21 protein-coding genes are annotated in these 23,844 nt (G+C 57.0%); 19 read left to right on the top strand and 2 right to left on the bottom strand.

Features of this window, described 5'->3' with window-relative positions; translation table 11 throughout:
- The first annotated feature begins 185 nt into the window (after nucleotides 1-185).
- From mraZ to ACOCF6_RS15040, 19 genes are all read left to right on the top strand, one after another.
- A complete protein-coding gene (mraZ, locus tag ACOCF6_RS15130; protein ID WP_482463374.1) occupies nucleotides 186-665 on the top strand; it encodes a division/cell wall cluster transcriptional repressor MraZ in 480 nt (159 codons plus the stop codon).
- A complete protein-coding gene (gene rsmH, locus ACOCF6_RS15125) occupies nucleotides 666-1,604 on the top strand; it encodes a 16S rRNA (cytosine(1402)-N(4))-methyltransferase RsmH (RefSeq protein ID WP_482461167.1) in 939 nt (312 codons plus the stop codon).
- A 28-nt stretch (nucleotides 1,605-1,632) separates the two neighbouring features.
- Complete coding sequence (gene ftsL / locus ACOCF6_RS15120) at nucleotides 1,633-1,974, top strand: cell division protein FtsL (RefSeq protein WP_482461166.1); 342 nt, start codon at nucleotides 1,633-1,635, stop codon at nucleotides 1,972-1,974.
- Nucleotides 1,971-3,959 carry a penicillin-binding protein gene (locus tag ACOCF6_RS15115; protein ID WP_482461165.1) on the top strand — a complete coding sequence of 663 codons (1,989 nt, stop codon included), beginning with the start codon at nucleotides 1,971-1,973 and terminating at the stop codon, nucleotides 3,957-3,959. The genes ftsL and ACOCF6_RS15115 overlap by 4 nt, the downstream gene beginning before the upstream one ends.
- 27 nt (nucleotides 3,960-3,986) lie before the next feature.
- Nucleotides 3,987-5,510 carry a UDP-N-acetylmuramoyl-L-alanyl-D-glutamate--2,6-diaminopimelate ligase gene (locus ACOCF6_RS15110; RefSeq protein WP_482461164.1) on the top strand — a complete coding sequence of 508 codons (1,524 nt, stop codon included), beginning with the start codon at nucleotides 3,987-3,989 and terminating at the stop codon, nucleotides 5,508-5,510.
- Entirely contained in the window at nucleotides 5,511-6,890 is a 1,380-nt protein-coding gene (locus ACOCF6_RS15105) for a UDP-N-acetylmuramoyl-tripeptide--D-alanyl-D-alanine ligase (protein ID WP_482461163.1), read from the top strand.
- Nucleotides 6,891-7,053: 163 nt separating this feature from the next.
- Entirely contained in the window at nucleotides 7,054-8,130 is a 1,077-nt protein-coding gene (gene mraY, locus ACOCF6_RS15100; RefSeq protein ID WP_482461162.1) for a phospho-N-acetylmuramoyl-pentapeptide-transferase, read from the top strand.
- A gap of 20 nt (nucleotides 8,131-8,150) precedes the next feature.
- A complete protein-coding gene (murD, locus tag ACOCF6_RS15095; RefSeq protein WP_482461161.1) occupies nucleotides 8,151-9,491 on the top strand; it encodes a UDP-N-acetylmuramoyl-L-alanine--D-glutamate ligase in 1,341 nt (446 codons plus the stop codon).
- Nucleotides 9,488-10,633, top strand: a complete 1,146-nt coding sequence (gene ftsW, locus ACOCF6_RS15090; RefSeq protein WP_482463372.1) for a putative lipid II flippase FtsW — start codon at nucleotides 9,488-9,490, stop codon at nucleotides 10,631-10,633. The genes murD and ftsW overlap by 4 nt, the downstream gene beginning before the upstream one ends.
- The gene (gene murG / locus ACOCF6_RS15085) at nucleotides 10,630-11,736 is read left to right on the top strand and encodes an undecaprenyldiphospho-muramoylpentapeptide beta-N-acetylglucosaminyltransferase (protein WP_482461160.1); all 1,107 of its coding nucleotides are present in this window, start codon (nucleotides 10,630-10,632) and stop codon (nucleotides 11,734-11,736) included. Before ftsW ends, murG begins: the two co-directional genes overlap by 4 nt.
- A 3-nt stretch (nucleotides 11,737-11,739) precedes the next feature.
- A complete protein-coding gene (locus ACOCF6_RS15080) occupies nucleotides 11,740-11,961 on the top strand; it encodes a hypothetical protein (RefSeq protein WP_482461159.1) in 222 nt (73 codons plus the stop codon).
- A gap of 30 nt (nucleotides 11,962-11,991) precedes the next feature.
- The gene (murC, locus tag ACOCF6_RS15075; RefSeq protein WP_482461158.1) at nucleotides 11,992-13,368 is read left to right on the top strand and encodes a UDP-N-acetylmuramate--L-alanine ligase; all 1,377 of its coding nucleotides are present in this window, start codon (nucleotides 11,992-11,994) and stop codon (nucleotides 13,366-13,368) included.
- Nucleotides 13,369-13,373: 5 nt separating this feature from the next.
- Nucleotides 13,374-14,273, top strand: coding sequence for a UDP-N-acetylmuramate dehydrogenase (gene murB / locus ACOCF6_RS15070; RefSeq protein ID WP_482461157.1), 900 nt, complete (start codon nucleotides 13,374-13,376; stop codon nucleotides 14,271-14,273).
- Between the two features lie 3 nt (nucleotides 14,274-14,276).
- The gene (locus ACOCF6_RS15065; protein ID WP_482461156.1) at nucleotides 14,277-15,209 is read left to right on the top strand and encodes a D-alanine--D-alanine ligase; all 933 of its coding nucleotides are present in this window, start codon (nucleotides 14,277-14,279) and stop codon (nucleotides 15,207-15,209) included.
- A gap of 4 nt (nucleotides 15,210-15,213) precedes the next feature.
- Nucleotides 15,214-16,038 (top strand): cell division protein FtsQ/DivIB, encoded by an 825-nt coding sequence (locus ACOCF6_RS15060; RefSeq protein WP_482461155.1) that lies wholly within the window; start codon nucleotides 15,214-15,216, stop codon nucleotides 16,036-16,038.
- Between the two features lie 32 nt (nucleotides 16,039-16,070).
- Entirely contained in the window at nucleotides 16,071-17,312 is a 1,242-nt protein-coding gene (gene ftsA / locus ACOCF6_RS15055; RefSeq protein ID WP_482461154.1) for a cell division protein FtsA, read from the top strand.
- A gap of 164 nt (nucleotides 17,313-17,476) precedes the next feature.
- Nucleotides 17,477-18,649, top strand: a complete 1,173-nt coding sequence (ftsZ, locus tag ACOCF6_RS15050; RefSeq protein ID WP_482461153.1) for a cell division protein FtsZ — start codon at nucleotides 17,477-17,479, stop codon at nucleotides 18,647-18,649.
- Nucleotides 18,650-18,849: 200 nt separating this feature from the next.
- Complete coding sequence (locus tag ACOCF6_RS15045; RefSeq protein ID WP_482461152.1) at nucleotides 18,850-20,475, top strand: methyl-accepting chemotaxis protein; 1,626 nt, start codon at nucleotides 18,850-18,852, stop codon at nucleotides 20,473-20,475.
- Nucleotides 20,476-20,528: 53 nt separating this feature from the next.
- Nucleotides 20,529-21,026, top strand: a complete 498-nt coding sequence (locus ACOCF6_RS15040) for a chemotaxis protein CheW (protein WP_482461151.1) — start codon at nucleotides 20,529-20,531, stop codon at nucleotides 21,024-21,026.
- Nucleotides 21,027-21,186: 160 nt separating this feature from the next.
- Here ACOCF6_RS15040 and ACOCF6_RS15035 read toward each other — a convergent pair whose 3' ends face one another.
- Nucleotides 21,187-23,109: a methyl-accepting chemotaxis protein gene (locus ACOCF6_RS15035; protein ID WP_482461150.1), complete on the bottom strand. Its 1,923-nt coding sequence runs from the start codon at nucleotides 23,107-23,109 to the stop codon at nucleotides 21,187-21,189.
- Nucleotides 23,110-23,145: 36 nt separating this feature from the next.
- Complete coding sequence (locus tag ACOCF6_RS15030; RefSeq protein ID WP_482461149.1) at nucleotides 23,146-23,667, bottom strand: response regulator; 522 nt, start codon at nucleotides 23,665-23,667, stop codon at nucleotides 23,146-23,148.
- Nucleotides 23,668-23,844: the final 177 nt, after the last annotated feature.

Below are 23,844 nucleotides of genomic sequence, written 5' to 3'. Positions count from 1 at the left end.
AAATATCAAAAAGCAAATCACCCCACCGGAAGCATAATAATGCCAAATGGAATTTATATGGGTTAGGTAACAAAAACCTTCACAATAATCATATTTTATCTTGACATGAACCTTGACGAGCGCTATAAATTTCCCATAAAGTGGAAAAAAGTGGAAATGAGTGGCAGATGATCGACGGAACCGCCCTGTTCGGGGGAGAAAATCCAAGCACCATCGACGGCAAGGGGCGTACCTGCATCCCGGTCAAGTTCCGGGACAGCCTTGTCAACCAGTCGGGCGATGAGCGCTTTATCATCACCAAGGCCGCTCCGGTGGATCTGGGGGACGGTACCTTCGGGCGCGGCCTTTCCGTCTACCCCCTGTCCGAGTGGCACAACATAAAGAAAAAGATCCTGGCCAACGAAGGCGGCTTCACCTCGGTCCAGCTCAACAGCATCAAGCGGCAAATCATCAATCCCGCAGAAGAGTGTATCACCGACAAGCTGGGCAGGGTGCTGGTCCCGTCATCGCTCCGCTCTCATGCAGCCCTGGAGCGTGATATCTGGTTCGTTGGCATGGGGCAGCGCTTCGACATCTGGAGCAAGGAGACCTACAGCCGCGTCAATGCCCAGGATGAAAAGAACTTCCCGATCGAGTCCGAAGCATTGGCCGCACTGGGGATCTGAATGGAAACCTTCCGCCACCTGTCGGTCATGCCGGATGAAGTCATTCACTACCTGAATCCGCGACCGGGCGGCATCTATCTGGACGGCACCCTGGGAGGAGGCGGGCACGCACGCCTGATCCTGGAGCGCTGCACCCCCGGCGGCACGCTGATCGGCATCGACCAGGACCAGGAGGCGCTGCAGGCCACGGGCCAGCGTCTGGCAGAGTTCGGAGCTGCGGCACGGTTGGTTCACGGCAACTTCGGCGAACTCGAACAGCACCTTCAACGCCTGGAAATATCCGCCCTGGACGGCTTCATTCTCGATATCGGTGTTTCTTCGCATCAGCTCGACAGCGGCCAGCGCGGTTTCAGCTTTCAACATGACGCTCCGCTGGATATGCGCATGGACACCAGCCAGGGACAGACCGCCGCAGAACTGCTGAATGAGCTATCGGAAGAGGAACTGGAGCGGATCATCTGGGACTTCGGTGAGGATCGCTGGGCGAAACGTATCGCATCCTTTATCGTCAAGGCCCGCCAGGAAACGCCTATCACCGGCACGCTGCAGCTGGTGGATATCATCAAGGGCGCCGTTCCCAAGGCAAAATGGGACGAACGCATCCACCCCGCCACCCGCACCTTCCAGGCGATTCGAATTGCGGTCAACCGGGAGCTTGAAAATCTGGAAAAAGGCTTGAGGGCAGCCATCGAGCGCCTGAAACCGGGTGGCCGGGGCGTGGTGATCTCGTTCCACTCCCTGGAGGACCGGATCGTGAAGCACATCTTCCGGGAATACACCACCGGCTGTATCTGTCCGCGAAATCTGCCGGTCTGCGTCTGCAACAGCAGGCCGCGGGTACAGATACTGACAGGCAGGCCGGTTATGGCAAGCGACACGGAGATCGGCGAAAACCCACGATCGCGAAGTGCGAAACTGCGGGCGCTGGAAAAACTGTAATTTTGTACTGTTTGTAAGGAGGTAACCTATGGCACAGGCACGAGTTGACTACGGAAAGGTTGCAGCACCACGCCCCTTCGGCGGCGCGGAACTGGCAACCAACCGCCTTGATATTTTCAAATTCATGATGATCTGCATGGTACTGCTGACGATTGTTTCGGTCTTTCATGTCTGGTCACGTTTCAAACTGGTGGATCTGAACCTGCAGATTTCCGAGGCAAGCCGCACGCTCAAAGAGACCGAGCAGGAACAAAAGCGCCTCAAACTTGAGGCGGCCTCTCTCAGAACACCCGCCCGGATCGAGACCATCGCCAAAGGTGAACTTGGTATGGCACTGCCCACAGAACAACAGGTAGTTCTCGTCAAATGAAGGATGATCGGGAGAAATGGGCCCGGATCCGAATCGTCATGATCGGAGCCTTCTTTGGCCTGTTGTTCTTGAGTGTCACCGCACGCGCTTTTTATCTACAGATCATCCAGCACGAGGAGATGATAAAACGTGCTGACAAACAGCATCAGCGCATCGTCCCGCTTACCCCGGCACGCGGGGCGATCCTGGATTGCAACGGCACCCCCCTGGCGGTCTCGGTCGAAATGGACTCCTGCTACGCCGAACCCCGACACATCCAGGACATTGACGGCACTGCCGCAGTTCTGGCACCCTTATTGAGCACACCCAAAAGCGAGATCACAAAAAAGCTCTCCAGCAGCAGGCATTTCGTCTGGCTGGAACGCAGGCTGACGCCGGAAATTGCCATTCGCGTCAAGAACATGAAATTGCGCGGGATCGGCTTTGTCAAAGAAAACAAGCGCTTTTACCCCAACATAGAGATTGCATCTCACGTACTCGGCTTCACCGGAAAAGAGCCCAACGGCCTGGAAGGGATCGAGCTCAAATATGATGCCACCATACTCGGGAACACCGGTTTCCTGGTGACAGAGCGTGACAACCTGGGACGTGATATCGAGGTAAAGAACACCGTTATCAAGAACACCTCGCCCGGTAAAAATGTCATCCTGACGCTGGACAAGAATATCCAGTACATCACCGAAAAGGAACTGGCCAAGGCGGTTACCGAGAGCGGAGCCAAAAACGGCATGGCACTGGTAATGGAAACCGGCAGCGGCAGAATCCTGGCAATGGCCAACTTCCCAAGCTACAACCCCAACGCGTATTCCAAGTATTCCCAGGCCGAACTGCGTAACCGCACCGTTGCCGACAGTTTTGAACCGGGCTCTACCTTCAAGGTGTTCCTGATCGCAGCCGCCCTGGAAGAGAAAATCGTCAAGCCGACCGATACGTTCAACTGTGAAAACGGCAGCTACAAGATTGCCGATCGCACCATCCATGATACTCACAGCTATGGACGGCTTTCAGTCTCTGATGTGCTCAAATTCTCCAGCAATATCGGAGCGGCGAAGATCGGTTTCAAACTGGGCGATGAGCGACTGTTTCGCTATCTCAAGAGCTTCGGTTTCGGGCAGCGCACCGGCATTGACCTGCCGGGAGAATCCCCCGGAAACCTGCGGGACAATCACCGCTGGTACGGGGTCGACCTTGCCAACATATCCTTCGGACAGGGGGTCTCCGCCTCCGCCCTGCAGCTGGTTTCAGCCGTTTCAGCCGTGGCGAACGGCGGCAACCTGATGAAACCGTATATCGTCGAGCGCATCCTGGATGACAGCGGTCAGGAGGTTCAGAAGTTCGAACCGCAGATAATCCACCGGGTTATTTCACAGGATACGGCCCAGCAGGTCACCCGGATGATGGAATCGGTCACGGGCAGCGGCGGGACCGGAACAAACGCCGCCGTGGAAGGTTTCAGGGTCGCCGGCAAGACTGGAACAGCCCAGAAGGCCGATCCGGTCACACACAGCTACGGAGCGAAACGGACCGCTTCCTTCGTCGGATTCATACCGGCCGATAAACCCAGGCTCACGATTCTGGTCGTGGTGGATGAACCCAAAACCAGTCAATATGGCGGTGTAGTTGCAGCACCGGCCTTCCGTGCCATTGCCCAGAACTCACTGGCCTACATGAAGGTGGCTGCCCCATCTGATGCGGGCAAACAGACCAGGCTGGCCGATAACAGGGGCGGACAGTCTACGGTCACACAAACGGTGAACCAGGACAGCATGTCGGAAGGCGATCCAATGGAAGTGCCTGCTGCCGGCGCAGTTGTCATGCCCGACTTTCGCGGCATGAGCATGCGACGTGTTCTGCAGGTGATGGAAAAACGAAATATCAATATCAGGCTGCTGGGCAGCGGGCGGGCCGCGGAACAGAGTCCAGCTCCCGGTCAGGCGATCAAGGGTGCCGACGAGGTCTGGATCAAGTTTGCACCGGCCGCATAAACAGCACGTACAGGATCCGGAGATACCATGAAACTCTCCCAGCTACTCACAGCGATAACAGCGTACGACCTCCACGGCGATGATAAGATCACGGTCACAGCGGTGAGCTGCAATTCCCGCACGGTAACTCCCGGAACACTGTTTTTTGCCCTGCGCGGCGCCACAGCTGATGGCCATGCGTACATCACAGCCGCGGTCCAGTCAGGAGCGGCGGCAGTGATCCTGGAGGATGAGACCCACGCCCCGGCCGGTATACCCTGGGTCAGGGTTGCTGATGGCCGCATGGCCATGGCACAGATCGCAGCCGAGTTTTACGGCAATCCGACACTCGCTCTGCCGCTGGTCGGCATCACCGGCACCAACGGCAAGACCACGACCACCTATCTGATCGAGGCTATCCTGGCAGCAGCCAGCATGCCGCCAGCGGTGCTCGGCACCATCAGCTACCGCTTCGGGACGACCCGGATCGAGGCGTCCCACACCACCCCGGAATCGACCGAGCTGCAGGGAGCATTTCGCCAGCTCATCAATGCCGGGGCACAGTCATTTGTCATGGAGGTCTCCTCCCATTCCCTGGAGCAGAAAAGGGTGGATGGCTGCCATTTCGATGTGGGTATCTTCAGCAACCTGACCCGTGACCACCTGGACTACCACAAAACCATGGAAAGCTACCTGGAATCCAAACAGCGGCTGTTTTCCGAGCTGTTGCGCCCAACCGCAGCAAAGCCGCGGCGGCGGGCCGCAATCAATATGGACGACCCGTATGGTGCCGTTATGGCCGCCCGGGCAAGCTGTCCGGTTATCACCTACGGCATCGACTACCGGGGCGACGTGCAGGTCACTGACGTGACATCGTCCGTCAATGGACTCAGCGGCACACTGGTCACACCCACAGGAGACATCTCGTTCACGTCGCACCTGGTGGGCAGGTTCAACCTCTCCAACATCCTGGCGGCGGTTTCGGCCGGGATCGCCCTCGATCTGCCGCTGGCAGCAATCAAGACCGGGATAGAATCACATGCCACCGTTCCGGGACGCATGGAACGCATAGCCAACACCCGCGGCATCACACTGCTGGTGGATTACGCCCATACCGGCGATGCCCTGGAAAACGTATTGACGACCCTGAAGGAACTGGCCACCGGGCGCATTATCACGGTGTTCGGCTGCGGCGGTGACCGCGACCCAGGCAAACGTCCGATCATGGGCAGGATTGCCGCACAGATGAGCGACCTGGCAATCGTCACTTCCGACAATCCGCGCACCGAGGACCCACACGCCATCCTGGCACAGGTCAAGGCCGGCATCACACCGCTCGGTTATCGCGAATATGCATTGAACGAACTCACCGGCACCTTCACCGTCAAGGGATTCACCATGCAGGAGAATCGCGCGGAAGCGATCCGTCTGGCGGTTCGGCTGGCGCAACCGGGGGACATCGTACTGCTGGCCGGCAAGGGGCATGAGGACTACCAGATCATCGGCAAAACCAAACATCACTTCGATGACCGCGAACAGGCCGCCCTCGCCTGTGCGGAACTGGCGGGCTGAATGTTCACCATCAGCGACATAGCCGACGCCACCGGCGGACGGATCATCGGTCCCCCCGAAGGTGAGGTAGGCGGCATTTCCACCGACTCGCGCACTGTTGTTGCCGGAGAACTGTTTGTCCCCTTGCGCGGCAGAAACTTCGATGGTCACGATTACCTGGCAGCCGTTGCCGACCAGGGAGTTGACATGGCCCTGTGCGAGGAGTCATGGCTGACAAGCCACCAGCTGCCGGATTCTGTGACCTGCATCGCGGTCAACGACACACTGCAGGCCCTCGGTGACATTGCAGCGGTCTATCGGGGCCGCTACGATATCCCGGTGGTCGGCATCACCGGCAGTAACGGCAAAACCACCTGCAAGGAGATGCTGGCCACGATTCTGGACCAGATCGGGCCCGGCCTGAAAACCGCCGGCAATCTGAACAACCTGATCGGCCTGCCGCAGATGATTTTCAGGCTGCAGCCGGAACATGGCTGGGCCGTGCTGGAAATGGGCATGAGCGAACCGGGGGAGATTGACCGGCTGGCACAGATCGCCTCCCCGCAGGTCGGCGTGGTGTTGAACGCCTTTCCGGCTCACCTGGAGAGCATGGGCAGCGTTGAAAAGGTGGCACAGGCCAAGGGCGAACTGCTGTTGCGTCTGCCGGCCGGCGGATGCGCCGTGGTCAATGCCGACGACCCCCTGATTGCCGTGCAGCCGTCACCGGCCGGGGTCAGGCGCATCACTTTCGGACTGGAACACGCGGATGTTCGTGCCACTGCTATACAGTCACACGGAACCGGCGGCCAGAGCTTTACGCTGCATATCGGCGCTGCGCAGCAGCCCGTGGCCCTGGCCGCATTCGGCCGCCACAATATCTACAACGCCCTGGCTGCTGCCGCAACAGCGCATGCCCTGGGCATGACACCCGAGATCATCGCCAATGGCCTGGGACTGTTCCGCCCCTACGACAAGCGTTTCAACCTGGAAGCGATTGGCGGGATGTTCCTGATCGACGACAGCTATAATGCCAATCCGGCCTCAGTCGGGGCAGCTCTGGCGACCCTGGCGGATCTCAAGGGCGGCCAGGCCGCCTTCGTAGCGCTGGGCGACATGCTGGAACTGGGCAGCAACGAAGCCGAGCTGCACCGCATGATCGGTGTCCAGGCAGCCCAGGTGGCCGATCGGCTGTACCTGTACGGGCCCCTGTCCGTACATTGTGCCGATGCCGCCAAAAGTGCAGGGATGCCAGCTGAGTCAATTATCCAGGGGCTGTCCCATGTCGAGATCGCATGCGACATCATCAGGAATGCAGCTGATGGAGATTTTGTGCTGTTGAAAGGTTCCCGGGGCATGCAGATGGAAAAGGTCGCGGAGAAGATCCGGACTGAGTTCCGCTAATTCCAATTCCAGATCAAGGATGATATCAAGGCGGCGAGGATTGAGGCTGCGAGACGTACACGGCAGTACGTTGAGCAGCCGATGACGAGCCAACGAAGATAGGGCCTTGATATGGAATTGGTATAAGACACTATCCGGTTCTCAGGGGTAGGGAAAGGCACCTATGCTGTATCACATATTCTATCCACTGTCTGCCAACGTCAAACTCTTCAACATCTTCAAGTACCTGACGTTTCGCACCATCTATGCCATGATCACGGCCTTGCTGGTCTGCTTCATTGTCGGCCCCTGGATCATCCGCATGCTTGAGGGGCTGCAGGCCCGCCAGGTAATCCGCACCGATGGTCCCGAGTCGCATCTACAGAAACAGGGTACGCCGACCATGGGCGGCGTCATGATCCTGGCCGCCATCATCATCCCGACCCTGTTGTGGGCCGACCTGACGAACGCCTATATCTGGGTGGCGCTCTTCATCACGATCGGTTACGGTCTGATCGGTTTTGTGGATGATTACAAGAAAGTCGTAAAAAAGGACACCAAGGGACTTTCAGCCCGACAGAAACTGTTCTGGCAGGTCCTGCTGGCCGGTGCAGTGGCCGTTTTCCTGTTCATCAAGCCCGGTTTCAGCGAGCAGCTCTATTTCCCCTTCTTCAAGAATTTCCACCCGGATCTGGGGTTCTGGTTCATTCCCTTTGCAGCCCTGGTGATTGTGGGGGCCAGTAATGCCGTCAATCTGACCGACGGGCTGGACGGACTGGCCATCGGGCCGGTCACCATCAACGCCGCCACCTACATGCTGTTTGCCTATGTGGCCGGACATGCCACCCTGTCGGCCTACCTGCAGATCCCCCGGGTAGTCGGTGCCGGAGAACTGGCGGTATTGTGCGGCGCCATGGTGGGGGCAGGACTCGGCTTCCTCTGGTTCAACTCCTATCCGGCCGAAGTGTTCATGGGGGATGTGGGGTCACTCTCCCTGGGCGGCACCCTGGGAATTATCGCAATACTGACCAAACAGGAGCTGCTGCTGGTCATCGTCGGCGGGGTATTCGTGGTCGAGGCGCTGTCGGTCATCTTCCAGGTCGGGTCATACAAATACCGCGGCAAACGCATCTTCCGCATGGCGCCGATCCATCATCACTTCGAGCTGAAAGGCGTGGCCGAACCGAAGATCATCGTGCGTTTCTGGATCATCACCATCATTTTGGCATTGATGGCGATATCAACACTGAAGATGCGCTAGATTCCTGACGTGAGGAACTTATGGACCTGAACAACAAACTCATACTCGTCGTCGGCCTGGCCCGCACCGGTGTGGCAGTGGCACGTTTCCTGGCCTCGCGGGGTGCCCTGGTGACCGTGACCGACCAGCGTGATGAAACTGCCCTGGCGAGCGTGATGGATGAACTCGGCGCGCTGAATCTCAGCTGGACCCTGGGACGCCACGATGAATCCGATTTCCTGACCAGCGATCTGATCGTGGCATCACCCGGCGTACCCATGGATCATCCCCTGCTGGTAAAAGCGGCAGCGGCAGGCGTGGAAATTGTCAGTGAGATCGAACTTGCCAGCCGGTTTATTACCGCCCCTCTGATAGCCATTACCGGCACCAATGGCAAAACCACGACAACCACCCTGACCGGCGAAATATTCAAGGGGTGCGGATTTGCAACCTACGTCGGCGGCAATATCGGCGACCCGCTGCTGGAACTGGTCGAGTCAGGCCAGCAGGTTGACCGTGTCGTGGCCGAGATCAGCTCCTTCCAGCTGGAATGGATCAGCTCCTTCCGGCCAAAGGTCGCCGCACTGCTCAACATCAGCGAAGATCACCTCGACCGCTATGCCGGCTATCAGGAGTACATCAACGCCAAGCTGCGGATCTTCGAGAACCAGACCGTAGAGGACTTTGCCGTGGTCAACCGTGACGACGAACTGGTCTGGAAACATGCACCCGAACTGAAGGCACGCCTGTTCCCCTTCAGCCGCAAGCTGGAGCTGTCCGAAGGCATCTTTTACCGCGACAACCTGATCACGTTCCGGCACCAGGGACGCGAAGAGCTGTTTCCGACTGCGGACTTCCGTCTGACCGGAGTGCACAATCTGGAAAACATCATGGTGGCCCTGGCCTGCACGCTGCTGATGGGCTGCCCCCCGGCAGCGGCACTTGAAACAGTATGCAGCTTTGAAGCGCTGCACCACCGCATGGAATTCGTGCGCAAGTTCAAGGGGGTCAGCTACTATGAGGACAGCAAGGCCACCAATGTAGGCAGCGTGGAAAAGGCCCTGGAGAGTTTCCAGAACATCACCCTGATTGCCGGCGGCAAGGACAAGGGCGGGTCGTATGCACCGCTGGTGGCATTGATCCAGGAGCGGGTACAGCATCTGATCCTGATTGGTGAGGCCGCCGACCGCATGCAGCTCGAACTGGGTTCGCTGACCGATACCCACCGGGCGGCAACCCTGGAAGAAGCGGTCTGGCTGGCGGCCCAGATTACGACCTCGGGTGGCACTGTCCTGATGTCGCCGGCCTGTTCCAGCTTCGACATGTTTCGTGATTATGAAGAACGTGCCCAGCGTTTCATTGCTGCGGTAAAGGCATTATAGGGACAGCCATGAAACTGATGCTTAAAAAACTGGAAGAATACGACCTGGTCATCATGCTGATGGCCATTGCCCTGACCTGCTTCGGGGTGGTCATGGTGTATTCTTCCTCCAACATCATGGCGGCCAAACGCTTCCACGACGGCTTCTTCTTTCTGAAGCGCCAGGGATTGTTTGCGATTGTCGGCTTTGCCATCATGCTGGGTGTCATGCACATTGATTACCGTTTCTGGCGTAAAATGGCCGTTCCGGCACTGCTGCTGTGCCTGGTACTGCTGGTCATGGTCCTGATACCCGGCATCGGCGGCAAAGCCGGCGGAGCGTCCCGCTGGATCAAGCTGCCCGGTTTCAACCTGCAGCCATCCGAGATGGCCAAACTGGCCCTGATCATGTATATGGCCTACTCCCTGGACAAAAAGCAGGACAAGGTCAAAAGCTTTGCCAGCGGCATTGTTCCCTATATGATCATTCTGGCGATCCTGATCGGGTGTCTGGCCCTGCAGCCGGACCTGGGGGGGGCCCTGACGCTGGTGGCGGTCGCCATGACCATGCTGTTTGCGGCCGGGACACGCCTGAGCCATATTATTTCCATGATCCTGCTGGCCATGCCGCTCCTGGCCTACAAGCTGAGCAGAGGCTACCACAAGGGACGCATGGAAGCCTGGACCAACCCCTGGAGCGACCCGGAAGGCAAAGGCTTCCAGATCATCCAGTCCTGGCTGGCCCTGGGGACCGGCGGCGTCTTCGGACAGGGGCTGGGTGAAGGCAAGCAGAAACTGTTCTATCTGCCCGAGGCCCACACCGACTTCATCCTCTCCGTGGTCGGTGAAGAGCTGGGTTTCCTGGGGGTGGTCGTCATCATCGGCATGTTTTTCCTGCTGGTGCAGCGCGCCATGCGCATCTCGGTGGCCGCTCCCGACACCTTCGGGCGCTTCCTGGCCCTGGGGATCGCCGTACTGTTCGGCATCGAGGCCACGGTCAATATGGGCGTCGTTACCGGGCTGCTGCCCACCAAGGGCCTGGCACTCCCCTTTATCAGCTATGGCGGCAGCTCCCTGCTGATCAGCCTGTTTGCCGTCGGCATCCTGCTCAATATCTCTTCCGGTCTGAAGATCGAGCCGATCAAGCTCAAGGAGGAGAAATGAAGCTACTCATCGCCGGTGGCGGCACCGGTGGGCATCTCTTTCCCGGCATGGCCGTAGCCGAAGAGTTTCTGGCCCGTGATCCGGCCAACCAGGTACTCTTTGTGGGCACCGAGCGCGGTATCGAGGCGCGCGCCGTGCCGGCCGCCGGGTACCGGCTGGAACTGATTTCCGCCGCCGGGGTGCGCGGCAAGGGGGGCTTCAGCCAGCTCAAGGCCGCTGGTATGATGATCTACGGCTACGCCCAGTCGCGCAAGATACTCAAGGCCTTCCGGCCGGATTTCGTGCTGGGTGTCGGCGGCTACGCTTCCCTGCCGATGGTGCTGGCGGCACGCGGCATGCAAGTGCCCTGCTTCATCCATGAGCAGAATGCCATCCCCGGCATGACCAACAAACTGCTGGCCAGGTTTGCCGGGCGGGTCTTCATAACCCTGGAGGAATCGGAAAAGTTCTTCCCGAAAGATAAAGTACTCGTAACGGGCAATCCTCTGCGGCGACAGATCCTGAAGATGGTAGATTCCATCAAGCAGGGCCAGAACATGGAAGATCTACCCGTGCATCATGCAACATCCCCCGCTTTTCGCCTGTTTGTATTCGGCGGCAGCCAGGGTGCCCACGCCATCAACATGGCCATGGTCGCGGCCCTGCCGGCACTGAAACAGGCCGGCGCCAAACTGGAGATCACCCACCAGACCGGGGAAAAGGATCTTGAGCAGGTTGCGGCCGCATATCGCCGGGAGGGTGTCGAAGCGAGGGTGACGGCCTTTATCAGTGACATGGCCGCAGAATACGCTAGGGCCGACCTGATCATCTGCCGGGCCGGCGCCACCACCATTGCGGAGGTCACGGCCTGCGGCAAGGCCTGCCTGTTCATTCCGTTTCCGCACGCGGTCGATGACCACCAGCGCAGGAATGCCGAGGCGCTGCTCAAGAAGCAGGCCTGCTTCATGCTGCTTGAACATGAACTGACAAGTGAGAGCTTGGCCGGAGTAATCAGGGACATGATGAACGATCCGGCGTTGCTGCAGCAGACCGGGGCCCTGGCCTTCGGCCTGGCGCGCCTGGACGCGGCACAGATCATCGTTGACGAAATGCTCAGGGGGTAACGTATGCGTATCGCTGACTCCGCCTCATCCCGCATGCAGCAGTCTGTTCAACGAACAGCGGCAGCACCCGCCCGACCAGCTTCGGATGTTTCCCGTGAGGAACGGCTGCAGCTGCTCACAAACCGGGCGCCTTCACAGAAATCCGGGCATCTGCCCGCCACTTACGGCGAACGGGCACAATTGTTGTCAGCATCAGGAACACCTCAGCAGTCGTGGATTGCATAGAATAGAGAGCCAGCCAGAAAGAAGGTTCCCATGTACGGTAAAATAGACAAGATACACTTCGTCGGCATTGGCGGCATCGGCATGAGCGGTATCGCCGAGGTGCTGCTGAATCTGGGCTACAAGGTCTCCGGATCGGACCTGCGCCAATCGGATACCACCGACCGCCTGGCATCCATCGGCGGCGAGATCTATATCGGCCACGCCCGCCAGAACCTGACCAACGTGGATGTTGTCGTCACTTCCACCGCCGTGCAGGAGGAAAATCCCGAGGTCCTGGAGGCACGGGAACGGATGATCCCGGTAATTCCCCGGGCAGAGATGCTGGCCGAGCTGATGCGCATGAAATACGGCATCGCCATCGCCGGCACCCACGGCAAGACCACGACCACCTCCATGGTGGCCACAGTCCTGACCCACGGCGGTATCGACCCGACCATCGTTATCGGCGGCAAACTCAATACCTTGGGAACAAATGCAGTACTGGGTCAGGGCAAGTTCCTGGTGGCCGAGGCCGATGAATCAGACGGATCCTTCATGAAGCTCTCCCCGACCATTGCCGTGGTGACCAACATCGATGCCGACCACCTGGATTTCTATACCGGCGGCATCAGCCAGATCAAGGACATCTTCGTCGACTTCATCAACAAGATCCCGTTTTACGGCCTGGCAGTTCTCTGCCTGGATGACGGCAACATCGCCGACATCATCCCGCTGGTAAAAAAACGCTTCGTCACCTACGGACTCTCAAGCCAGGCCGATATCCGCGCCACAAACATCCGCATGGAGGCAGGGCGCACATCGTTCGTCGCACACTACAAGGGCTATCGCATGGGCGAGGTCAACTATGCCATGCCGGGAGCCCACAATGTCCTCAACGCCCTGGCCTGTATTGCGGTCGCCATGGAGCTGGACATCCCCTTCAACCTGATCCAGGACGGCTTTGCCGGTTTCGGCGGCGTGGGGCGGCGCTTCCAGGTCAAGGGCGAAGTGGACGGCATCATGGTCGTGGATGACTATGGCCATCATCCGACAGAAATAAAGGCCACCCTGGCAGCCGCCAAGAGTGGTTGGCCTGAACGGCGACTGGTGGTCGCCTTTCAGCCGCACCGCTACTCCCGTACCAAAGAGCTGTTCGACGATTTCGTCAAATGCTTCTACGATGCGGACGTACTGATCCTGACCGATATCTATGCCGCCAGTGAGCAGCCGATCACAGGCGTTTCCGCCGAAACACTGGCCACTGCCATCAAAAAGCATGGCCAGCGCGATGTCAGCTATGTTGCCGACCGGGAAACCCTGCCCGAGCATCTGGCCGGGATCTATCAACCGGGCGATATCGTGCTGACGCTGGGCGCCGGAAATATCTGGCAGGCCGGCGAGGCCCTGCTCAAGCTCCTGAGGACATAATACTTATGAGCCTTCTCAGCGAAGCCATCAGCAGCTGCTTTAACGGTGAAATGCTCGAACATGAACCGCTGGCCCGGCATACATCACTGCGGGTCGGAGGGCCGGCTGACCTGTTTGCCATCCCCCGCGACCGGGCAGACCTGCTGGAACTGCTGAAAACTCTGAAAGAGCAGCAGATCCCCTGGCTTGTGATCGGCGGAGGCTATAACCTGCTGATACGTGACGGCGGCTTCCGGGGAGTCGTCATCTCGCTCAAAAAACTGAACCAGATGGAATCCACCGGCAATGGAACCATCCGGTCTGAAGCCGGGGTACGCAATATTGACCTGTCACGCCTGGCCGAAGCGCACGGTCTGACCGGACTGGAATTTCTGGTTGGTATCCCCGGCACCGTGGGCGGTGCGGTCAGAATGAATGCCGGTGCCCATAACAGTGAGATCTTCGACCGCATCACCTGCGTGGAGATACTGGTGGACGGGAAAATTATTCTGTATACGAAGGATACGCTGAATTACGGTTATCGCAGCTTGCAACTTGATCCTGATAAAATTATAATTGCGGCCGATTTTCAGCTTTCTGCCGGCAGTCAGGAGGCGATCACTGCGGCCATGGATGCCTGCCTGCTGCAACGACAGGATGCCCAAAAGGTCAGGTTCCCCAATGCGGGTTCATTCTTCAGGAACCCTCCCGGCCAGGCGGCCTGGAAATTAATCGACGCGGCCGGACTGCGTGGTTTGACCATCGGCGGCGCCCAGGTTTCAGAGGTGCACACCAATTTCCTGGTCAACAGGGGCAATGCTACGGCAGCCGATTTTCTCCAGCTGGCAGACATTATCAAGGATCGGGTATTCAAAAGCTGTGCAATACAACTGGAAGAAGAAGTCCGCATTCTGGGCGAGGAATAATCCATGGCGACTATGAAAACAAAGCGCATCGGCGTATTGATGGGTGGACTATCCGCCGAACGCGAGGTTTCACTGAAAAGCGGCGCTGCCGTGTATCAGGCACTGCTGTCGCAGGGGTATGACGCCGTGGCCATTGACGTGGGCCGGGATCTGCCTGCCGTGCTTGCCGCAGAAAAGATACAGGCCGCCTTTATTGCACTGCATGGCCGCTACGGCGAAGACGGCTGCGTGCAAGGACTGCTCGAACTGCTGCAGATTCCCTATACCGGCTCCGGTGTACTGGCCAGTGCCCTTGCCATGCACAAGCTTTACAGCAAACAGACCTTTACCTCGACCGGGATCCTGACCGCTCCGTTTCATTATTACCGTCGCGGAGACCAGGTACACATCGAAAAGCTGAGTTTCGGCCTGCCGCTGGTCGTCAAACCGGTTCAGGAGGGTTCTTCGGTCGGCGTCTCCATCGTCAGACAGGCCGACCAGCTGGAAGCAGCCGTGAAGCTGGCCTTTCGCCATGATAACGAGATTCTGGTTGAGCAGTACATCAAGGGGCAGGAGGTGCAGGTCGGCATACTGGATGACCAGCCGGTCGGTGCCATTGAGATCGTACCGAAGAACGAATTCTACGATTTTGAAGCCAAATACACCGACGGTATGGCCGAACATATCTTCCCGGCCCGGCTCGAAGCCGGACTCTACAAAAAAGCCCAGCAGATCGGCCTGGCCGCCCACCGCGCCCTGGGGTGCTCCGGCTACAGCCGGGTAGACCTGCTAGTCACGGATGAGGGCGAAAGTTATGTCCTGGAAGTCAACACCCTGCCCGGCATGACGGCACTCAGCCTGCTGCCGGAAATTGCCGCCAAGGGCGCCGGGTTGACCTTCGAGGCCCTGGTAGAACGCATCATCGAAACGGCAGCACTTCACACAAAGGCAGACTGAACCCGTGCGCGATTTTTCAACCTCAAAATACCAGCGCAACAAGGTGGCTCCCAACAAGGTCAAGATCCAGCGCAAGCCGATTCAGTGGGGAAAATACCTGCGTCCGCTGCGCACGGTTTCCCTGGCTCTGGCCGGTTTTTCGCTGATTATCGGGGTGTTGTATGCAGGCTATCGCGCAGTTGGAGCCGCCACCTTCTTCCGGCTCAAAAACATCGAAGTATCCGATGCCAAGCGCCTGAGCCGCGAAGAGATCCTGGCCCTGGTCGGTGTCACTGCCGGGCAGGACCTGGCCCGCATGAATCTGAAACGGATGGGGGAACAGCTGGCCCAGAATCCCTGGGTCGAGACCGTCCGCATCCATCGCTACTTCCCGGACAGGCTTTCCATAACGATTACCGAGCGGGAACCGCTGGCGATTGTCAACATGGGCTACATCTATTATCTGGATAAGAAAGGCACCGTCTTCAAGGTCCTCAACCAAGGAGACAAGTTGGATTACCCGGTTGTAACCGGCTTTAGCGAAGAAGAATTGAGCAGCAACCCGTCAGGGACGGGGGAAGCACTGAAAACCACCTGTGAACTGCTGGGGATATTACGGGAGCGGGGAGCATTTATCCTTGCGGATGTATCGGAGATTCATTACGATAAGGGCTACGGCTTCACCCTTTTTACCGCCGCAGGCGGACTTCCGGTAAAAGTCGGGTCCGGTGATTTTGCCGCAAAGATTGACCGATTTGCGCGTATCTACCGGGAACTGATGGTTCAACGGTCGTCACTGCACTACATCGACCTTGATTACAATGATAAAATCATCGTCAAAAAGAGCTAACTTCATAATTTAGATACCAGGCAGGGGGGAGTATGTCAGCAACCAGAAGGGATAATCTGATCGTCGGTCTCGACATCGGCACCACCAAGATTTGCGCAATTGTCGGCAATGTTACGGAGGATGGTATCGATATCGTCGGCATCGGCACCAGCCCGTCCAGCGGACTGCGCAAGGGTGTTGTCATCAACATCGAGAGCACGGTTGCCTCTATCCGCAAGGCTATCGAAGAGGCCGAACTGATGGCCGGTTGCGAAATCAAATCCGTCTTTGCCGGCATTGCCGGCGGACACATCAAGGGCATCAACTCCCAAGGCGTGATTGCCATCAAAAACCGCGAGGTGGCCCAGGAAGACGTCCGCAGGGTCATCGATGCCGCCAAGGCCATCGCCATTCCCATGGATCGCGAAGTCATCCACATCCTGCCCCAGGAGTTCATCATCGATGAACAGGACGGCATCCGCGAGCCACTGGGCATGAGCGGCGTACGCCTGGAGGCCAAGGTGCACATCGTCACCGGTGCCGTGGCCAGCGCCCAGAACATCGTCAAATCCTGCAACCGGGCCGGCCTGGATGTAGCCGATATCGTGCTGGAACAACTGGCCTCCTCCGAGGCGGTCCTGTCCGCCGACGAAAAGGAGCTGGGGGTCTGCCTGGTGGACATCGGCGGCGGCACCACCGACATCGCCATCTTTGCCGAAGGGGCCATCAAATACACCTCGGTACTCTCGCTGGGAGGCAACCACCTGACCAACGACATCGCCGTCGGGCTGCGTACCCCCATGGCCGAAGCCGAGAAGATCAAGCAGAAATACGGCTGCTGCCTGTCATCACTGGTCGGCAAGGAAGACAAGATAGAAGTGCCCAGTGTGGGCGGGCGCAAACCGCGTGAGCTGTCCCGCAACGTGCTGTGCGAGATCCTCGGGCCCCGCGTCGAGGAGATCTTCACCCTGGTAAACCGTGAAATCATCAAATCCGGGCTGGAGGATGCCATTGCATCGGGTGTGGTTATCACCGGCGGCTCCAGCATCCTGGAAGGCATGCCGGAACTGGCCGAACAGATCTTCAACCTGCCGGTGCGCCGCGGTGTACCCCAGAGGATCGGCGGACTGGTAGATGTGGTCAATTCACCGGTTTATGCCACCGGCGTCGGTTTGGTGGTCTACGGCAGCAGGAATTCGGGCTCGCGGGAGCATTTTCCGCCGGGCAAATCGGATGACAGCATCTTCAACACAACCATGCGGCGCATGAAAACCTGGTTCAAGGAATTTTTCTAAAAAGCAATAACGTGCGAATCAGCGGTCAAACGGCAACAAACTGAATTTTAAGCCGTTTTTAAGCTCACTGTTTTTTTGTTTTTTTTCCTTTGATTCTTTGACTGATTGCGGTTACATTTTACCCAATTGAACGGAATACTGCTCACTGCACAAGGGGGAGAAGCATGTTTGAATTTGATGAAGCAATAGATGTGGGTGCTGTAATAAAAGTTATTGGAGTAGGCGGTGGCGGCGGCAATGCTGTCAACACCATGATCGCCAGCTCTATACATAAAGTCGATTTTATCGTTGCAAATACGGATGCACAGGCGCTGCGCAACTCGAAGGCCCCCGTCAAGATACAGCTCGGCCGCCTGCTCACCAAGGGACTGGGTGCCGGAACCAAGGCAGAGGTTGGCCGGGATGCCGCTCTGGAGGATCGTGAACCGCTGTTGGAATCCCTTAAAGGTTCCGACCTGGTGTTCATCGCTGCCGGCATGGGCGGCGGCACCGGTACCGGCGCTGCGCCGGTCATCGCCGAAGCGGCCCGCGAGGCCGGCATTCTGACCGTGGGTGTCGTGACCAAGCCATTCACCTACGAGGGCAGACCCAAAACCGAGGCAGCCGAAGCCGGCATCAATGAACTCAAGAAGCATGTTGACTCCCTGATCATCATCCCCAACGACCGCCTGATCAGCCAGGCCGGCAAAAACATGTCGCTCTTCGACGCCTTCAAGCCTTCTGACGATGTCCTTCGCCAGGCCGTTCAGGGCATCTCCGAACTGATCACCTCCACCGGCTTCATGAACCTGGACTTTGCCGATGTAAAAACCGTCATGAGCGTACGCGGCATGGCCATGATGGGAATCGGTGTGGGCGCCGGCGACAACCGCGCTGCCGATGCGGTCAACAACGCCATCGCCAGCCCGCTCTTGGAAGACAACGATATCTCCGGCGCCAAGGGTGTGCTGGTCAATATCACCGGCTCGACCACCATGACCATGGACGACTACAACACGGTCAACCGGATCGTTCACGACAAGGTCCATGAAGACGCCAACATAAAGATCGGGGTTGTCCGGGACGACGACATGGGCGACACCATCAAGGTCACCGTCATCGCTACCGGCTTCGGCGACCGCTTTGATGTGGAGCGCGGACACAAACGCGGTTTTGCCAGTATCCCGGTTACCGATAAGCAGACCAGCTCTTCACGGCACTCGCTCGACAAACCGACCTTCATCCGCGATCGTCAGCAGACCGAGAACGTTTCCCGGATCCGGCCGGCTGTTTCCTTTATCGAGGACGATGACGATCAGTATGACATCCCCACCTTCCTGAGGAAGTCCGTAGATTAAACAACACAATTGACTGGGGGGCAGTGCAAACTGCCACCCCTTCTTTGCCCGGCTCTCCGCTTTCCCCCTCCTGGAGACCCGGGCTTTTTTTATTCAAAAACCGTTTCATTCCAGCATATTCATGAGTTTATATTATTGACAATCGTTACATATATGTTACATTTGTGTGAACTAGTTAATTATGTAACTCGGGAGGACATATGAAGATCGGAACAAGGCTGATACTGGGATTCGGGGTATGCCTCTTCTTTCTGCTGCTGTTGGGCGGGGTAAGTTTATATGAGCTCAATGCCATCGTCGCCAAGAGTGATAAGGTCATTGATGTTGACTCGAATATCGTCGAGTATTCCCAGCGCATGCGGGCCAACATTAATATGATGCGCCGCTACGAGAAGGATGCCTTCATGGCGATTCCCGACCAGGCAAAAATTGATGACTACGTAAAAAAATGGAGTGAGGCCCGTGAGCACGCCAAAAAGCGCATGGATGAACTGGCCAAACTGGAGCAGGATCCAAAAGAGAAGGAGATCTTGGCCGGAATTTCCAAGAATTTGGAAGGATACGAGTCTGGCTTCAAGAAGGTACTCGATCAGATTAAAAGCGGCTCAATCACCACTGCCCAGGATGCCAACAAGGCCATCGGTGAGTTCAAGCAGTTTTCCCATCAGGCAGAAAAACAGATCGTCGACTATGCCACTGCTAATGACGCAGCTATAACTGCATCAAAGAAAGAGCTTGCATCTGCAGACCATCGCGTCGTCATCCTTACAGTTACGATCGTTGCGGCCTCCTTCATTTTTGTTCTGATCATGGTGACACTGCTGATCCGCTCCATCAAGCGCCCCCTGACCCAGATCGAAGATCTGGTCAAAGACATCGCCCAGGGTGAAGGGGACCTGACCAAGCGCCTGACCTACAGCGGCAATGACGAACTTGGGGCCATCTGCGCCAGCTTCAACCAGTTCATTGACAAACTGCACAACATCATCAGCCAGATCTCCGGCACCTCCTCCCAGGTGGCATCAGCTGCCATCCAGCTCAATGCAACTGCCGAGCATATCGCCACCGGAGCCGAAGAGGTTGCTGCCCAGGCCAGTACTGTTGCCACGGCCGGCGAGGAGATGTCGGCCACCTCGGGTGACATTGCCCAGAACTGCCAGATGGCCGCCGAAGGGGCGCAGCGCGCCTCACAAACCGCCAGCGACGGGGCCGAAGTTGTCGAAAGAACCGTGGTGGTCATGGGGCAGATTGCCGAGAAGGTGCAGGAAACAGCCAGGACTGTGGAAAGCCTGGGGGCACGAAGTGACCAGATTGGCGCCATCATCGGTACGATTGAAGACATCGCCGACCAGACCAACCTGCTGGCCCTGAACGCCGCCATCGAAGCCGCCCGTGCCGGTGAGCAGGGACGCGGCTTTGCAGTTGTTGCCGATGAGGTCCGTGCCCTGGCCGAACGCACCACCCGCGCCACCAAAGAGATCGGTGAAATGATCAAGGCCATCCAGAAAGAGACCAAGGGCGCCGTGACAGCTATGGAACAGGGCGTCCATCAGGTCGAGACCGGTACGGAGGAAGCTGCCAAATCAGGCCAGGCGCTGCAGGAAATCCTGCAGCAGATCAATGACGTGGCCATGCAGGTCAACCAGATCGCCACCGCAGCTGAAGAGCAGACCGCCACGACCAGCGAGATCTCCAGCAATATGATGCAGATCACCGAAGTGGTCCAGCAGACCTCGCAGGGTGCCCAGGAATCAGCAACTGCAGCAGCCCAGCTGAGCGGCAATGCCGAGGAGTTGCAGAGACTGGTGAAACAGTTTAAACTGTGACGGCAGCTTAACTGTTCCTTCAGATGGAACATTAACCCCAGGGAGACGATAAGATGTCAAATCTGCCGGTAACACAAACAGAAGGTAGCAATTCATCCGGTGAGCTGATTCAGCTGGTCAGTTTCAAGCTTGATAATGAAGAATACGGCATCGAAGTCCTCAAGGTGCGCGAGATCATCCGCATGATTCCAATCACACACATGCCCAATACGCCGCAGTATGTTGAAGGCATCATCAACCTGCGTGGCAAGATCATCCCGGTCGTATCCATGCGCAAGAAGTTCGGCCTGATGGAACGGGACAACGGTACCCAGACCCGCATCGTCGTCATGGATATCAGCGGCGAACTGATGGGATTCGTGGTGGACTCGGTCTCCGAGGTCATCCGCATTTCAGGCAGCGAGATCCAGCCGCCGCCCAATGTCGTGTCTGGAGGCATCGATCAGGAGTGCATCACCGGCGTTATCAACCAGGCCGAACGCCTGCTGGTGCTGCTGGATCTGGAGAGATTGTTTTCGCATGAGGAAAAGGCCTTGCTGATCGGAGGGTGAAGCAACTCGCGAATGTCCAGCCCGTGCAAGGGTTATTATACCGGCAACCATGTCTACCGAAATGCTGGTAATGATACGCGTAACAAAGCCTTACTGTTCTATGACAGTAAGGCTTTATTCGTTAGCGGCTGAGATTATGACCGTATCGAGCTTCGTGCACTTATTTGCAGTCAACCGCTAATTTATCAAGGATTTCAATCAGAACTTCCGAAGCAGAAACCATCTCTGCACACAGATCACGTGCCTTCTGATGATTGCCGCTGTCGAAGACAGCAATCGCCTGCTTGCCAAGGTCATGCACCCTGGCATGCGGAGCATCTATCTCTCTGAAATGACTGAACTGTCCGCAATTTTCATGTCCCTTGGTCTGATACCATTTGCCGAAGGCACAGGTCAGATGCGTGGGGAGCTTGTCCGGATCTACCTTTGCAACTCCGTCCAGGTGGGATTTGATCTTGCCGATGAAGATCATGTGGGCGCTCTTGGCTTTTGATAGTGACAACTGAACATCCTCATTCAGCTTGAATGCGGCAAAACAGGTCATCATCTCCTCGACATGGACATTCATCCGACTGGTCGACATTGCCGAGGTGTGGGCCTCCTGGGCGGTAGACTGGAGAATTGTAGTGATCTGCTGCATATTGCCGGATATCTCTCCGGTAGTGGCGGTCTGTTCTTCGGCAGCAGTGGCAATCTGGCTGACCTGCATGGCGACATCGTTAACCTGTTCCAGTATTTCCCGTAACGCTTCGCCCGACTTTGCCGCCTCCATGGTACCGGTCTCCACCTGAAGCACCCCCTGTTCCATGGCAGCCACTGCGCCTTTGGTCTCAACCTGGATGGTCTTGATCATCTCGCCGATCTCTCGGGTGGCCCGAGTGGTGCGTTCAGCGAGTGCACGCACCTCATCGGCAACCACGGCGAACCCTCTCCCCTGCTCACCTGCCCGGGCCGCCTCAATGGCAGCATTCAGAGCCAACAGGTTGGTTTGGTCGGCGATATCCTCGATGGTACCGATGATAGCGCCGATCTGATCGCTACGCGCTCCCAAATTCTCGACGGTACGGGCGGTTTGCTGCACGTTCTCAGCGATCCGGCTCATGATCGCAACGGTTGCATCCACTACAACGGCTCCGTTTCGAGCAGATTCTGCTGCACGTTGCGCCCCCTCGGAGGCCATTTGACAGTTTTGTGCAATATCTCCGGAAGTAGCCGACATCTCCTCTCCAGCAGTCGCCACAACGATGGCCTGGGCAGCAACATTCTCAACTCCGCTGGCAATCCGCTCGGCGCCAGAGTGGAGACCATTGGCAAAGACCGCTGAATTGGCAGCTATGCCAGAGACCTGACTGATAAGAGAACCCAGTTTCAAGCTCATGTCTTTCAATGAAGTTGCAAGCAGCCCAACCTCATCCTTTGAGCTCGTAGCGATCTCAATTGTAAGATCACCTTCAGCGATCGTACGGGCAGAAGTTACGATCCTTTTCAGAGGAACGGTTATGCTGCGAGTGATCAGAACGGCTAAGATTATATTGGCAAAGAGAGCCAGACCAAAAAGGATGAATATGGTGCGCAGGGCTGCGGCAAAAGCGACTGCCATTTCCTCTTTCTGAATCTTGACCGCAGATTCGCAGCGTTCCTGTGCCGTTCGGGCAGCCGCCACCATCTTCTTGTCGAGTTCTGTCTGCTCAGGAATCGATGACCCGCCGGACAGTACAAGCAGGGCGAGTCGCCGAAAAGCGTCTTCGTAGACCGTTGTAACGGCAAGCAGGTCATCAATCAGCTTTTTGCTGTCCTCCCGACTGAACCGCTCTTTGGTGGCCAAGGCTTGGCGTTTCATCTCGGCGGTGGCCTTCAAGGCTTTGTCCCGATATTCGGCTTCACGACGAATTATCAGATTCTTTTCGTGACGGCGCGCCTCCAGAAGATTCTTAACGACCATCTGCATCTCTTCCGTCTTGACGCTGCGATCCATCAAGGTGACAAGATTGGCATATCCCGTGTACCCCACCAGGACCAGCAGGATAAGGGTCACACTGAAGCCTAAACTGATTCTGGTGCCTATGCTCCAGTTATTCCACATGATTTGTCCCCAATGAAGTCTATATTCTGATCCATATTAGTTACTATCTGGTTCCATCTCAACCTCTACAACAGATCGCATCTGCGGCATATCCGAAATGGACAACAGTGGCAGAGAAGCTGTCAGGGCCTTGCGGATCTTGGTGAGCAAAAGCGACACTTCAATCGGTTTTGAAATATAGTCGGCAACCAAAGAAGAGTTCTGGAATTGCTCCATGAAGTCGGCGGCGTACCCACTCATGAAGATGATCGGGATGTCGGGATTGAGCGCGTAAATGTCCTGACTCATCTCGATCCCGTTTTTCTCAGGCATGATCACGTCTGACAGGATCAGATGAATGGCCTCCTGAGCATTCCGGAACAGGGCAAGCCCGTCTGCACCGTTATGCGCGATCAGAATTCGATAGCCGAAGTGTTCCAGCAATTTCCTTACCAATAACAGCATGGCCGGATCGTCTTCCACAAGCAGAATGGTTTCATGTCCTTTCTGGTGCAGAGGCAATTGGCTGTTGTTGAAGTCCTCGGTCATAACGCCTGTCATGGTTCCTATCATCTCCATTGTATGCACCGCAGTCTTTATAAGCCGCTTCGTAGCAGCACCCTCCGAGCACCTGACTTGATTACACAATATCAATTGTTATATTTTATTAAAGCCTTAACTACACGTATTGTATACGTATTTTACCTGACAGTTTCTGACAGTTTCTGACAAATGTTGACAAGGCAGGCGCAAGGA

It is taken from the genome of Geobacter psychrophilus (assembly GCF_056821595.1).
Note: the sequence above shows the minus strand (reverse complement) of the source record. Positions and strands in the feature narration are given on the sequence as shown.